At 74.3% G+C, this 12,738-nt stretch carries 11 protein-coding genes; 7 read left to right on the top strand and 4 right to left on the bottom strand.

The window, feature by feature from the left end:
* Window position 1: 1 nt before the first annotated feature.
* The gene (locus ACFY3I_RS23005; protein ID WP_390862312.1) at window positions 2-883 is read right to left on the bottom strand and encodes a DUF4142 domain-containing protein; all 882 of its coding nucleotides are present in this window, start codon (window positions 881-883) and stop codon (window positions 2-4) included.
* 213 nt (window positions 884-1,096) lie between these two features.
* Between ACFY3I_RS23005 and ACFY3I_RS23000 the strand changes: the two genes are divergently transcribed.
* The 3 genes from ACFY3I_RS23000 (at window position 1,097) to ACFY3I_RS22990 (ending at window position 3,267) form a co-directional block, all read left to right on the top strand.
* Entirely contained in the window at window positions 1,097-1,837 is a 741-nt protein-coding gene (locus ACFY3I_RS23000) for a DUF6445 family protein (protein ID WP_390862310.1), read from the top strand.
* Window positions 1,838-1,994: 157 nt separating this feature from the next.
* Window positions 1,995-2,759, top strand: coding sequence for a DUF4232 domain-containing protein (locus ACFY3I_RS22995; protein WP_390862308.1), 765 nt, complete (start codon window positions 1,995-1,997; stop codon window positions 2,757-2,759).
* Between the two features lie 82 nt (window positions 2,760-2,841).
* Window positions 2,842-3,267, top strand: a complete 426-nt coding sequence (locus tag ACFY3I_RS22990; RefSeq protein WP_365292922.1) for a hypothetical protein — start codon at window positions 2,842-2,844, stop codon at window positions 3,265-3,267.
* A gap of 20 nt (window positions 3,268-3,287) precedes the next feature.
* On the opposite strand, the gene ACFY3I_RS22985 is transcribed toward ACFY3I_RS22990, so the two are convergent.
* Window positions 3,288-4,292 carry a formylglycine-generating enzyme family protein gene (locus ACFY3I_RS22985; protein WP_390862306.1) on the bottom strand — a complete coding sequence of 335 codons (1,005 nt, stop codon included), beginning with the start codon at window positions 4,290-4,292 and terminating at the stop codon, window positions 3,288-3,290.
* Between the two features lie 192 nt (window positions 4,293-4,484).
* On the opposite strand from ACFY3I_RS22985, the gene ACFY3I_RS22980 reads away from it, so the two are divergent.
* Window positions 4,485-5,159, top strand: coding sequence for a hypothetical protein (locus ACFY3I_RS22980; RefSeq protein ID WP_390862304.1), 675 nt, complete (start codon window positions 4,485-4,487; stop codon window positions 5,157-5,159).
* Between the two features lie 27 nt (window positions 5,160-5,186).
* On the opposite strand, the gene ACFY3I_RS22975 is transcribed toward ACFY3I_RS22980, so the two are convergent.
* Window positions 5,187-6,470 (bottom strand): hypothetical protein, encoded by a 1,284-nt coding sequence (locus ACFY3I_RS22975; protein ID WP_390862302.1) that lies wholly within the window; start codon window positions 6,468-6,470, stop codon window positions 5,187-5,189.
* 379 nt (window positions 6,471-6,849) lie between these two features.
* On the opposite strand from ACFY3I_RS22975, the gene ACFY3I_RS22970 reads away from it, so the two are divergent.
* From ACFY3I_RS22970 to ACFY3I_RS22960, 3 genes are all read left to right on the top strand, one after another.
* Window positions 6,850-7,515, top strand: a complete 666-nt coding sequence (locus tag ACFY3I_RS22970; protein ID WP_365292926.1) for an SDR family NAD(P)-dependent oxidoreductase — start codon at window positions 6,850-6,852, stop codon at window positions 7,513-7,515.
* Window positions 7,516-7,650: 135 nt separating this feature from the next.
* Window positions 7,651-8,595 (top strand): MIP/aquaporin family protein, encoded by a 945-nt coding sequence (locus ACFY3I_RS22965; RefSeq protein ID WP_390862300.1) that lies wholly within the window; start codon window positions 7,651-7,653, stop codon window positions 8,593-8,595.
* A gap of 92 nt (window positions 8,596-8,687) precedes the next feature.
* Window positions 8,688-9,923, top strand: coding sequence for an amidohydrolase (locus tag ACFY3I_RS22960; protein WP_390862298.1), 1,236 nt, complete (start codon window positions 8,688-8,690; stop codon window positions 9,921-9,923).
* Window positions 9,924-9,954: 31 nt separating this feature from the next.
* On the opposite strand, the gene ACFY3I_RS22955 is transcribed toward ACFY3I_RS22960, so the two are convergent.
* Window positions 9,955-12,684 carry a LuxR C-terminal-related transcriptional regulator gene (locus ACFY3I_RS22955; protein WP_390862296.1) on the bottom strand — a complete coding sequence of 910 codons (2,730 nt, stop codon included), beginning with the start codon at window positions 12,682-12,684 and terminating at the stop codon, window positions 9,955-9,957.
* Window positions 12,685-12,738: the final 54 nt, after the last annotated feature.

The raw sequence follows: 12,738 nt of genomic DNA, 5'->3' as shown, positions 1-12,738 counted from the left end.
CTCAGCCGGTGGTGGGACTGGCCCCCGGGACCACGTTCACGGCCGTGGTGGGGTCGGTTCCCGCTCCGGTCCCGGTCCCGGTCCCCGCTCCCGCCCCGGTGTCGGATCCGGTCCCGGCCCCGGTGCCGACACCCGCACCGCTGCCCGTGAAGCCCTTCTCCCCGGGCAGGGCCGGCGGCTTGGTCGTGCTGTTGACCGGCGGGGTGAGCACGACCTGCGGCTGTCCCCCGTCCGGGGGCGGCGGGGTCAGGTCGGTGGCCGGCAGCTTCGGCGGTGTCGTCTCCTGGAAGAGGACCGACGGGAAGTCGACGAGTCCGGTCTGCTCCATCACGGTGATGTGGTCGAGGACCGTGGCGTTGGCCTGGTCGGCCAGGATCCGTACCAGGGTGTTGCGGGTGGTGGAGCGGATCTTGGCGATCGTGTTGAAGATCGACCCGTGCGTGACCCGCAGGATGTTGGCGAAGTCCGTGTCGAACTTCTTGCCGCTGTCCGCGCTCAGGGTGTTGACGAATCCCTGCTGCTGCGGGGAGGGCAGGTTCGGGATGCTGATGTTCAGCATCGGCGCGATCTTGCGGCAGCTGGCGTCCAGTGCCGCGTGCCCGTCGATCAGGTGCTTGCTCGCGGTGATGACCGCCTGGCTCTGCCCCTTCTTCAGACCGAGCTGGCCCACGGGGTACTCCCACAGTCCGGCCGCGCGCACCTTCACCACGAAGTCGCGGTCGCCCTCGGTCAGCGGTCCCCACTGGGTGTTGGCGATCACCCGGTTGGTGTCGCTGGAGACGGTGTTCACGCCCAGCATGCTCGGGTAGGCGAGTGCCGCGAGGGTGATGCTCAGCGCTCCGCCCACGAAGAGCGTTCCCGTCGCGTTCCGCGAAAAGCGCACCGGTGCCTCCTGCCGGTAAGGGATCCCGCGCAGGGGCGGGGTAGGTCGCCGATGAATACGGATGAGGGAACGGCCGGAAACCTTTTGATTTGGCAAAGAAACTGTGAGGGCTTGCTCTGCCCGGGGGGCCGTCTTCCCATGTCTTGGCCAGAGGAAGGTGATGACTTCACCTGGTGAGTGTGGCCATGACAAGGCTGCGCCTAGCTTCGCCGCATGCCCCCACAGCCCCCCTTCCCGCGCGTTCCCCACGGCGGCGCCCCCGGCCGTGGGCCAGGCCGCGGACCCGGACCAGGTCCCGCCGCGCTGCCCGTACTCCCCTACCGCAAGCCGACCAGGGGCCGCGACTACTGGGTGTTCGACGACGTCCTGCCGGACGTGGACGCCGTGCGCGAGCGCTGCCTGGACAGGGACGACTGGGTCCAGGGATACCCGTACACCGCGGAGACCTGGCCGGGCCTGCGCACCATGCCCGGCCTGGAGCCCGACGAGATCGCCGTCGTGGAAGGCCTGGTGCGGAAGGCGACCGGCGCCGGGAAGCTCTGGGTGCAGCGGGCGCCCGGCGGCGGCACCCTCAACCACAACTGCGTCCAGGTCGTCGGCGCGGGCGAGAGCGAACCGCGTCCGCACACCGACTCGCGGGCGCTGTGCCGGTACGCGGCGGTCCTGTATCTCAACCCCGGTGTCGCCAAGGACTGCGGCACCGCCTTCTACCGCCAGTCGCTGCCCGGCGGCCGGCTGGGCGGCAACATCGTCCAGGCTCCGCACAACAACCTCGTCGAGGCGCTCGGGACACGGTTCGTCCCGGCCGACCACTTCGAGGAGGACGTCCGCGTCCCGCACCGGTACAACCGGCTGCTCCTCTACAACGCCAACCTCGTGCACAGCGCCACCGGTTACGCCGGCAGGACGCTGGAGGAGAAGCGGATGACGGCGGTCTTCTTCTGGATGGCCTGACGGCGCGCGGCGAACCGGGCCGCCTGACTCCGTAACGGCGGGCGTGACACGACCACGACGGTGCCGTGACGGCGGACCCCGAACTTCCCTGTCCGGGGCCGCATCGAAAGGGGTGTCCGGCAGAGAGCCGGGAAGGCACACCACCGCTGGGGACCCCATGTCGAACCGTCACCGCAACCTGAGCAGGACCGCCGCCGCGCTGACCGGTGCCGCCGCGCTGGCGGGCCTGCTGACCGCCTGCGGCGGCGGCGCGTCCGGCTCCGTCGCCTCCGAGGGCGGTACGGCGGTTCCGGCCGCGGGCGACGCGGCGAGCGGCACGGGCACCGGCACGGCGAGCGGAACCCCCGGCCGTGCGGCGGGTTCGGGCGGCACGGCCGGGACCGGAGCGACCGGGACCGGAACGAACGGCTCGACGGGGTCCGGGGCCACGCCCGACGGGAACACCGGGTCGGGGAGCGGCACCGGCGGGAGCACCGGCTCGTCCGCCGCGGGCGGTTCCTCGGCGGCCGGCGGCACGGCCGGCGCCTGCCAGGCCTCCGGGCTCGGTTACTCGTGGGCGGACACCGGCAGCGGCAGCGGCCAGCGGCACGCCGTCGTGGCGCTCACCAACAAGAGCGGCCGCACCTGCACGCTCTACGGCTTCCCGGGCGTCGACCTGGTCAACAGCGGCCGGCAGTGGTCGCTGCGGCGCACCGACGCCACCCCGCAGCGGGTCACCCTGGCGAGCGGCGCCGCCGCCCACTTCACCCTCACCTACCTGACGTCGGACGCGGACGACTCCACGGCGTTCACGCCGACCACGGTCGTCATCACGGCGCCGAACCAGCGCACCTCGTACGACCTGCCGTGGCGCGGCGGTGCCGTGGTGCTCCAGGACGGTGCGACCCACCCGGGCACGTACGTCGGCCCGGTCGGCAGGTGAGGGCCGGGGTGCGGGGCCCGCGTTCACCCGTTCGGAGCAGCCCCCGTGGTGAGGGGCCGAGGGCGGCCGGATCGTCGTACCCATGACACAGCAGACGCATCCGGCGCCGGCACCGGCGCCCGCACCGACCAGCGGCTGGGCCACCGGCGGGGTGGTCTTCGCGGGGGTCCTCCTGCTGATGAACGGCATCTTCGCCATCCTGCAGGGCATCTCCGCCATCGCCACCGACGACGTGTACACCCGCATCCACGACTACATCTACAAGATCAACCTCACCGGCTGGGGCTGGATCCTGGTGATCCTGGGCGCACTCGGCGTCATCGCCGGCGCGGCCCTGCTCAGGGGCGCCCCCGGCTGGGCCCGCGGCGTCGGCATCTTCCTGGCCGCGCTGAGCATGATCGCCCAGTTCCTGTTCCTGCCCTACGCCCCGCTGTGGGCGCTCATCATGATCGGCATCGACTTCTTCGTGATCTGGGCGCTGGCGGTCCACCGGCCCGAGCACGCCTGACCGGGCGGCTCCCCGCGCGCTCAGCCCGCGTCGCGGACGCAGCGGAAGCCGGTGTGACCGGTCGAGCTGTCGGGGGTGTTCGCGGTGCGGGCGGCGACCCGGTAGCGGTTGCAGTAGGAGGCGTGGCACAGATGCGAGCCGCCCCGGACGACCCGGGCGGCTTCGTGCCCGGTACCGGGGGCGTGCCCGGCCGTCCACCGGTCGGCGCACCACTCCCACACGTTGCCCGACATGTTGTGCAGGCCGTACCCGTTGGGCGCGAACGCGTCGACGGGAGCGGTGCCCGGGTACCCGTCGGCCGCGGTGTTGCGGGTGGGGAAGGTCCCGCGCCAGATGTTGCACCGGTACTCGCCGTCCATGTCCAGCTCGTCCCCCCAGGGATAGCGGGCCTGCACCAGACCGCCACGGGCCGCGTACTCCCACTCCGCCTCGGTGGGCAGCCGCTTGCCGGCCCAGGCCGCGTAGGCGGCGGCGTCGTACCAGGAGACGTGCACGACGGGGTGGCGGCCGAGCCCGTCCAGCCCGCTGCCGGGCCCGCCCGGCTCGTGCCAGGCGGCTCCCGCGACCGCGCACCACCAGGGCGTCCCGGGCGGCCGGGGCGCGTCCCGGGCGCGCGCGGCGGGCAGGAAGCCGGCGAACACGTAGGACCAGCCCAGCCGTTCGGCGTCGGTGACGTACCCGGTGTCGGCGACGAACGCGGCGTACGCGTCGTTGCTCACCGCGCAGGCGTCGACGAGGAACGGCGCCACGCGCACGGTGCGCACCGGCCCCTCCCCGTCCGCGGGAAAGCCCTCCGGGTCCTCGGCCCCCATGAGGAAGTCACCGCCGGGGAGTGCCACCATGCCGCCGCTCTCCCGGGCGTCTCCGGAGGCGAGGTCGGCCGCGTCACCCGTGCGGGGACCGGTGTCGGGGTCGGCCGTGGTGTCCGCGGAGGTTCCGGTGGCCGGAAGGGACCGTGCCGCCGGGTGGCCGGCGGGGGCGGGGGGTGTGCAACAGGCGGACGGCGGACGGGAGGAGGGCTCCATGTGCGGAGTGTGCCGCAGGGGTCCGCGGCGACGCGACGCCGGGTCCGCGGGACCCGTCCGCGCCGTACGACGGGACGCGGTCCGGACCGCGCGGTCGCGCGCCCGCCCCCTCCGACCGGCGATAATCCCCCACATGGCACTTCCGGCACCCCTCACGGCAGTCCGACCCGCCCGCCGCGCACCGGCCGCCTCGTGAACGTCGGCCTTCCCGAACTCCACCGCCGGCTGCTGCCCGACCTGCTGTCGGCCGGTGCCGCCTACCCCCTGGCCCTGACCGGCGACTACGCGGCCCTGGCCCACGGCCTGTGCGACCGCCCCGGCCGCACGCTGGAGGCCGCCACCCAGCACCCGGCGCCGATGCGGACGATCGCCGGGACGGTGTCCGCGGTGCTGCGCGACCGGGGCTGGAGCGTGGACCCGCGCGAGACGGACCCGCTCTCCGCCCGGCTCCTCGTCACCGACGCGGTGTCGGAGGAGTCGGCCGAGGTCGACCTCCTCAAGGAGGCCCTCTGGCACCCGCCGGTCCGCACCGGACTCGGCCTGACCCTCTCCGCAGAGGACACGGTCGGCATGCGGGTGTGGGCACTGACCGACCGCGGCCTGCCCGGCGACCTGGCCGTCGTGCACGCGGCCGCGGACCGCTGGAGCCTCCCCGATCTCGAGGACCTCGGCCGCCGCCACGCCCGCGACACCTTCGACCTCGCCGACCTCCAGTCCCGTCTCACCGGCACCGACTGGATGGACGACCGCCGGTTCACCGCCCAGGGCCTGGACGACCAGGCGGTCCTGAACCTGCGCCGCTGGGCCCAGACCTGGGCTGACGACATCGCGGAACGCCTGATGGAGGCCCGGCCGCCCGAGGAGTGACACCGCACTAGGAGGAGTGACACCGCACTAGGGCGCGGCCGGACGCTCCCGCTCCGCCAGGAACTCCACCACCGCCAGCGCGAACAGCAGGCACAGCGCGATGCCCACCACCACCCAGCCGGTCGGATACGACCACAGCAGGTAGACCAGGAGGGACACCGCGACCAGGAGCCGGCCGATCCAGGCGCGGTGGCGGCCGACGAAGGGTCCGACCGGACCGGTGCGCAGGCCCGCGTGGTCGGCGGTGGCACGCACCGCGCCGATCCCGGAGGACCACAGTCCGCGTACCAGCCCGGCATACCGGCCGGGGCCGGTGAGCCAGGCCCCGACGGCGACCACCACGGCCAGGGCCACCACCATGCGCACGGTGGTGCGCAGGAAGCGGACCAGCGCGTCGTAGACGGCGGCGGCGGCGTCCGGGGAGACGTCCGCGGGCAGCCGGTCGAGATAGATCGCCCGGAACACGCTCAGCCCGACGCCGAGGAGCCCGGTGGCGACGGCGACGCCGACGCAGCCCGCGACCAGGGCCCGCCGGCGCCGGACCGCGAGCAGCACCCCGGCGGCGACCAGCAGGACGGCCAGCACCGGCAGCCAGTTCCCGGCGAGTTGGAGCAGCCGCACCCAGGTCCTGACCTTGCCGATCTGGTCGGACCTCACCAGGGTGAAGTCCGCGTGCACGGCGGGGATGTGCTCGGCGGGGGTCAGACCGGCGTCCACCAGCCGTTGTTTCACCTGGTCCACGAGGGGGCCGAGGTCGAGCGTGACGGCGTCGCCGGTCAGCCGGACCGCGCCGCCGCCGCTGCCGGTGAGGGCCTTGTCGACGCTGCTGTGGATCCGGCGGTTGGCGTCGGTCCAGACGGTTTCGAAGGCGCGCGACGAGGCGACCTTGAGGGCCTGGTCGTGGACGAAGCCGCGGACGGCCCCTCCGAGTGCGCCCCCCAGCCTGCCGCCGAGCGCCTGCTGCAGCCGGGGCCGGTCCGCGGGGGTCACGTCGGCGAGGAGGGCCGGCAGGTCGAGGCGGGTCATCAGCGCGTCGGTGGCCCGGTTCGCGACCGCGTCCCGCACGGCGGGGTCGGAGGCGAGCGGGGCGACGGTGGCGACGTAGCGGTCGGTGTCGCCCACCACGTCGGCGGCCCACGCCGCGACCACGGAGAGCGGGGCGAGGAGGCAGCCGAGGACGACGAGCACGGCACCGAGGAGGGACCTGCCGTGATGCCGGGAGACCCGCAGGGCCCGCTCGTTCTCCAGCGCCGTCAGACGCCCCCTCAGCTCCGCCAGCTCGTCCCGCGGCGCGCCGTCGCCGTCCTCCATCGGTGCCTCCTCCCGGCCGCCGGCCGGACCGCGGGCCCGGCGTCGGTCGGAGGGCCGCGCACGGGCGTGGCGCACACCGCGCCGACACGGCGGGCGCGGCCACTGCCACCCTCACCCGGCGCGTCCGCGCCCACGAGCGCACGAGGGCCGGACGGGTGACACGGCCCTCGTCGCCCGCCCGTGTGTCGTCGCGGGGGGTGCCGGTACGCGCACGTGTGAAGTCCGGGGCCGCGCGGTACGGAGCTAGTGCTGTGACCGGAAGGGTTCGCTGGAAGGGTTGGCCGGAAAGTTCGTGCCGCGCCGGGCGTCGCGAGCCGGTGGGCCTTTCCGGTCGCAGCACCGGGTACACCTCGCCGTTCCAGCCGTCAGGAGTCACGTCGTGAGCAGTGTCGCCATCGTGGGTGCCGGGCCGGGTCTGGGCGCCGCCGTCGCCCGGCGGTTCGGGCGGGAGGGGTTCGGTGTCGCGCTGCTCGCCAGGGACGCGGACCGGCTGGCCGCGATCGCCGGGGAACTCGCCGGTCACGGCGTCGACGCGCGCGGGTACTCCGCCGACGTACGGGATCCGCTCGCCCTCACCGGTGCGCTGGAGCGGGCCGCCGAGGAACTCGGGACCGTGGAGATCCTCCAGTACAGCCCGGTGCCGCAGCGGGACTTCATGCGGCCGGTGCTGGAGACCGGCTACGCGGACCTGCTGGGCCCGGTCGAGTTCTCGGTGTACGGGCCCGTCGCCGCGGTGCGGCAGGTGCTGCCCGGGATGCGCGAACTGGGCCGCGGGACCGTCCTCCTCGTCAACGGCGGGACGGCGGTCATTCCGCATCCGGACCGCGCCGGGACCTCCATCGCCTTCGCGGCCGAGAGCGCCTACGGGCATCTGCTGCACGACCGGCTCGCCGGCGAGGGGATCCACGTGGCGCAACTGGTCATCCCGGGGGCCATCGTCGCGGGGCACGCGCGCAAGGATCCCGCGGTGCTCGCCGAGACGCTCTGGTCGATCCACCGCGACCGGCACGGATTCCGGCACTACGCGGACGACCTGGACGGATAGCCGCCGCTCCGGCGCGGGCCGTGGCCTCCGCCGAGCGCGCCGGGCCGATCTGCGCGAACATCATCTGTGGGTCAATGTGATGTTCGGCCCGATTGATCCCCTCGGGGAACCGGCGACGGCCAAAGGGGGCCAGCGATGGCGGTGGAAATATCTCCTCTCCTCAAGCCCTCCCGACTCAGAAGCCGTGGGGGGCTGCTCGGTGAGTGCATGGCCGAGTTCCTCGGGACCTTCGTCATCGTCTCGTTCGGCGCCGGTGTCGTGGCGATGGCCGTCGCGGCGCTGCCGGGGTCGGGGCGTGCCGCGACCGCCACGACGATCTTCCTGGCCGCCGGTGACTGGCTCCTGATCTGCTGGGGCTGGGCCCTGGCCGTGACGTTCGGCATCTACGTGGCCGGCGGTGTCAGCGGCGCCCATCTGAACCCGGCGGTGACCCTGGCCTTCGCCGTGCGCCGCGGGTTCCCGTGGGCGAAGGTGCTGCCCTACTGGGTGTCGCAGGTGCTGGGCGCCTTCACCGGGGCCGCGTTGGTCTTCCTGGTGTACCACGACGCGATCAACGCGTTCGACGCCTTGTCGAAGCCGCCGAAGGTGGGCGGGCACACCGAGGCCACCTTCTCCATCTTCGCCACCTTCCCGGCGCCGTACTTCCACGGCGGGATCTGGGGTCCGCTGATCGACCAGATCGTGGGCACCGCGTTCCTGGTCATGTTCGTCGTCGCGGTCATCGACCTGCGCAACACGGCCGCGGGGTCCAACCTCGGCCCGTTCGTCATCGGCCTCGCCGTCGCCGCCATCGGCATGTCCTACGGCGCGAACGCCGGCTACGCCATCAACCCCGCCCGCGACTTCGGGCCCCGCGTGCTCACCTGGCTCGCCGGGTGGAAGAGTCTGGCGTTCCCCGGGAACGGCGCCGGTTTCACCGACTACTGGTGGATCCCGATCGTCGGCCCGCTGGTCGGCGGTGTGATCGGGGTGCTGGTCTACGACCTGTTCATCGGCGACGTCCTGCACGCCCGGCTCAAGCGGGGCGAACTGCCGGAGCCGGGCCGGGTCCGCCCCAGGCCGCCCGACAAGTCGTCCTGAGGGCGCGAAAGGAGCGCTCGGGCGTTTCCCGCGACAGGTGACGGTGGAGACTCGACGGGCAAGCACCGCCACCCACGCCTGGAGACGACGCCATGAGCATCAGCCCCCTCCTGACCGGACTCGCCGGGACGCTCCCCGGACTGCGTGCGCTCTACGAGGACCTGCACGCGCACCCGGAGTTGTCCTTCGCGGAGGAACGGACCGCGGGCGTGGTCGCCGAGCGGCTGCGGGAGCAGGGCTGGGAGGTCACCGAGGGGGTCGGCGGCACCGGCGTGGTCGGGGTGCTGGCCAACGGGGACGGGCCGGTCGTGCTGCTGCGGGCCGACATGGACGCGCTGCCCGTGCGGGAGGAGACCGGACTGCCCTACGCCTCGCGGAACGACGGGGTGATGCACGCGTGCGGCCACGACATGCACGTCACCTGGCTGTTGGGGGCCACCGACCGGCTGGCGGCCGTGCGGGAGGGGTGGCGCGGGACGGTGGTGGCGGTGTTCCAGCCGGCCGAGGAGGTGGGCGGGGCGCCGAAGATGCTGGCGGACGGGTTCGCCGAGCGGTTCCCGCGGCCGGACGTGTGCCTGGCCCAGCACGTGGCGGCCGCGCCGGCCGGACTGGTCGGGACCCGGGCGGGGGCGCTGATGGCGGGCGCCGACAGTATGCGGGTCACGCTCTTCGGGCGGGGCGGGCACGGATCCACCCCGGAGGCGACCGTCGACCCGGTGGTGCTGGCCGCCGCCGTGGTGATGCGGCTGCAGACGGTCGTCTCGCGTGAAGTGGGCGCGGGCCAGCAGGCGGTGGTGACGGTCGGTTCGATCCACGGCGGCACCAAGGAGAACATCATCCCGGACACCGTCGAGCTGAAGATCAACGTACGGTCCACCACGGCGGCCGTGCGGGAACGGGTGCTGGCGGCCGTCGAGCGGATCGTGCGGGCCGAGGCGGTCGCGTCCGCCGCGCCGAAGGAACCGGAGATCGTCCCGATCGAATCCTTCCCGGTCACCCACAACGACCCCGCCGCCACCGAGGCCGTACAGGCGGCGATGGCCGCCGCGTTCCCGCACCTCACCTTCGAGTTGACGTCGCCGGTCCCCAACAGTGAGGACTTCGGGGCCTTCGGCACCGCCCTCGGGGTGCCCTCGGTGTTCTGGTTCGTCGGCGGCGCCGACCACGGCCTCTTCGCCGACGTCGACCTGGAGGCCCTGGTCCGGGACGGGATCCCGCCGCAGATCCCCTCCAACCACTCCCCGCACTTCGCCCCCGTCCCGGACCCCACGATCGAGACAGGCGTACGGGCGCTGCTCGCGGCGGCGGGCCACTGGCTCGCTCCCTGACACCGGGCGGCCGCTCGCCGGGGCGGCCGGCCTACGGCTGGGGCGCGCCCCGGTCCAGGGTCGGGCGCAGCTCGGCCCGCCGGCGGATGCCCAGCTTCTTGTACGTGTGGGTGAGATGGGTCTCCACGGTACGGCGGGCCAGATGGAGCAGGGCCGCGATCTCCACGTTGGTACGGCCCTCGGCGGCGAGCTCGGCGATCCGGCGCTCGCTGTCGGTCAGCGAGGCGGTGCCGGTACGGCGTCCGGGGGAGCGGGAGCCGCCCTTTCGCAGCGTCTGCTCGGCCAGCTCCACCAGCCGTACGGCACCGGCCCGTTCGGCGAGTGCCATGGCCTCCCGCAGGCTGGCCCGGGCCCGGGCCGCCTCGCCCACGGCGCCGAGCCGGTGGCCCAGGGCGAGCAGCGCGCGCGCCGGTTCGATGCCGGCGGGGGCGCCGTCGGTCAGCAACGCGACGGCCTCCTCGGTGAGTTCCAGACCCCGGCGGCCGCCGGTCGCGGTACCGAGGACGCGCAGGGCCCGTCCCACCGTGCGCGGAGTGCCCCAGACCCTGGCCAGCCGCAGTTCCTCCTCGGCGAGGGCGATGGCCTCCAGGGGGCGGCCGAGGGCCAGCCGGCACTCGGCGGCCGCCGTGCGCCAGGGAGTGACCACCGGGCTGGTCACCTCACGGGCGGACTGCCGGCGGCCGCACTCCAGGAAGTCGTGGAGCGCCGCCGCCGGATCACCGGCGGCGGCCCGCACCACCCCCCGCGCGTAGAGGAACCGGTTCAGCTCCCAGGAGTCCGCCGCCTCCCGCAGGTCCAGCCCGGCGACCAGGCGCTCGGCCTGCGCGGTCCGGCCGGTCTCCACCAGCTCGACCAGGACGTGCGCGTGGGCGTTGTCCGGCGTCACCGACTCGGGCACGCGCGTCGGGCGGGTGTAGTCGGCGCGGGCGGCCGCGATGTCCGAACGGCAGTTGAGCAGGGCCTGGTGCATGGGGTGCAGCAGGTCGGGGCGCTGGCCGGCCAGCCCGCGGTCCACCAGCCGGCCGGCCTCGTCGAGTTCGTCGGCCCACTGGGCGACCGTGGCGGCCGTACCGACCAGGAACGGCTCGGTGAGCGGGTCGCCGGGTTCGGTGAGCAGGGTGCGCAGCCTCCGCATGGCGTCCCGGGCCGAGACGAGGCCCGCCGACGCGGCGTGCCGTACCAGCAGGGCCTGCCCGGCGGGGCCGACCAGTTCGGGGGAGCGTTCGGCGGTCTCGGACAGCCGGCGGTACACCTCCTGCCGTATCTCCTGGTCCTGGTCGGAGAGGAGGACGGTGGCGGTGTGCAGGGTGCGCACCAGGTCGGGGTGGTCGATCAGCTCGCCGTCCACGGACCGCAGTACCTCGACGGCCTTGCGGGTGCGCCCCCGGCCGGTCAGCGCGGTGCCGAGGGCGACGACGGCGCGCACCCGGTCCTGCGGGGCGGCGGGCAGCCGGACCGCCTCGGCGAGCCGGGGGATCGCCGCGGAGGAGCGGGGTGCCGCGTACTCCAGCGAGCCGAGCTCGGTCAGCACCCGCTGCCGGCGGTCGTCGGAGAGGGGTTCGTCCAGGGCCCGGCGCAGATAGCCGACCGCGTCCGCGTCCCGGCCGTCGAGGAGGGCGAGCGCGGCCGCGTCCTGCAGCAGGGTGACCGCCCAGGGGGCGGTCACCGGTCCGGTCGCGAGCAACTGCCGGGCCACCGCCTCGGCGGGGGCGTCCTGGCGCAGCATCGCCTCGGCGGCCGCCCGGTGCACTGCCCGGCGGCGGCTCGCGGGGACGCCGGCGAGGACCGCGTCCCGCAGCAGGGGATGCGGATAGTGCGGCCGGCTGTCGGGGCCCGGGGTGAGCAGCCCGAGGTTGGTCATGGCGGTGAGCCAGCCGGCCACCCGGGTGGGGTCGGCGCCGGCCAGCTCGGCGAGCAGGGGGGTGATGTCGGCCTCCGGCAGCGCGGCGGCGTTCTCCTCCAGTACGGCGAGGGCACGCGCGACCTCGGTGGTGGCCGGTCCCGCACTGTCCAGCCACCAGTGGACGGCGGCCGGGTAGGCGCCCGGGTACAGCGCGGCGGTGGCGGTGGGCACCGAGGGCTGCCGGGCCTCGCGGAGGTCGTCCAGCAGGGCCCGCAGCAGCAGTGGGCTGCCGGCGGCGGCCCGCACGCAGTCGTCCACCCAGGTCCGGTCCGCGCCGGGGAAGACGTCCCGCACCCGGCCGGCCGCGGCTTCCGGGGTGAGCGGGGCGAGGGTGTGGGTCCGTACGAGCGCCGGGGGGAGGGTGTGGGCGAAGCCGGGGCCGGGCGGGTCCAGGTCGTACTGGCTGCGTTCGCCGACGACCAGGAGGATGGGTAACCGGTCTATGTGGCGGGCGGACTCCACCAGCCAGCGGTGCGAGGCCGCGTCCGCGAGGTGCACGTCGTCCACGGCCACCAGCAGCGGGGAGTCGTCGGCGTAGGAGCGCAGCACCCGCCACAGTCCCGCGGCGGTCGCCCGTTCGTCGCCGTCCACCGCGAGGTCGGCGAACTCCGGCACCGCGCCCAGCAGTTGCAGGACGGTGGAGAAGGAGATGCCGGAGTCGGCGGGCGAGCAGCGGGCGCGGAGGGTGACGAGACCGAGGGCGGACGCCTGCTCGGCGACGGCCTCCAGGACGGTGGTCCTGCCGGTTCCGGTGGCGCCCCGCAGCAGCACGAGTCGGCCGGTCCCGGACCGCGTGCGCGCCGCTTCATCGGCCAACAGGTGCATGGCGTCGACGAGTTCAGGGGACGAATGCATCATTCCTGGCTCCTCGCGGTGCGCTGGTGGGTTCGGGGGGCGTTCGGGGGGTTAGAG

Source organism: Streptomyces sp. NPDC001068 (assembly GCF_042897315.1).
Lineage (GTDB): Bacteria > Actinomycetota > Actinomycetes > Streptomycetales > Streptomycetaceae > Streptomyces.
This window is presented reverse-complemented; position numbering and strand designations above follow the sequence as displayed.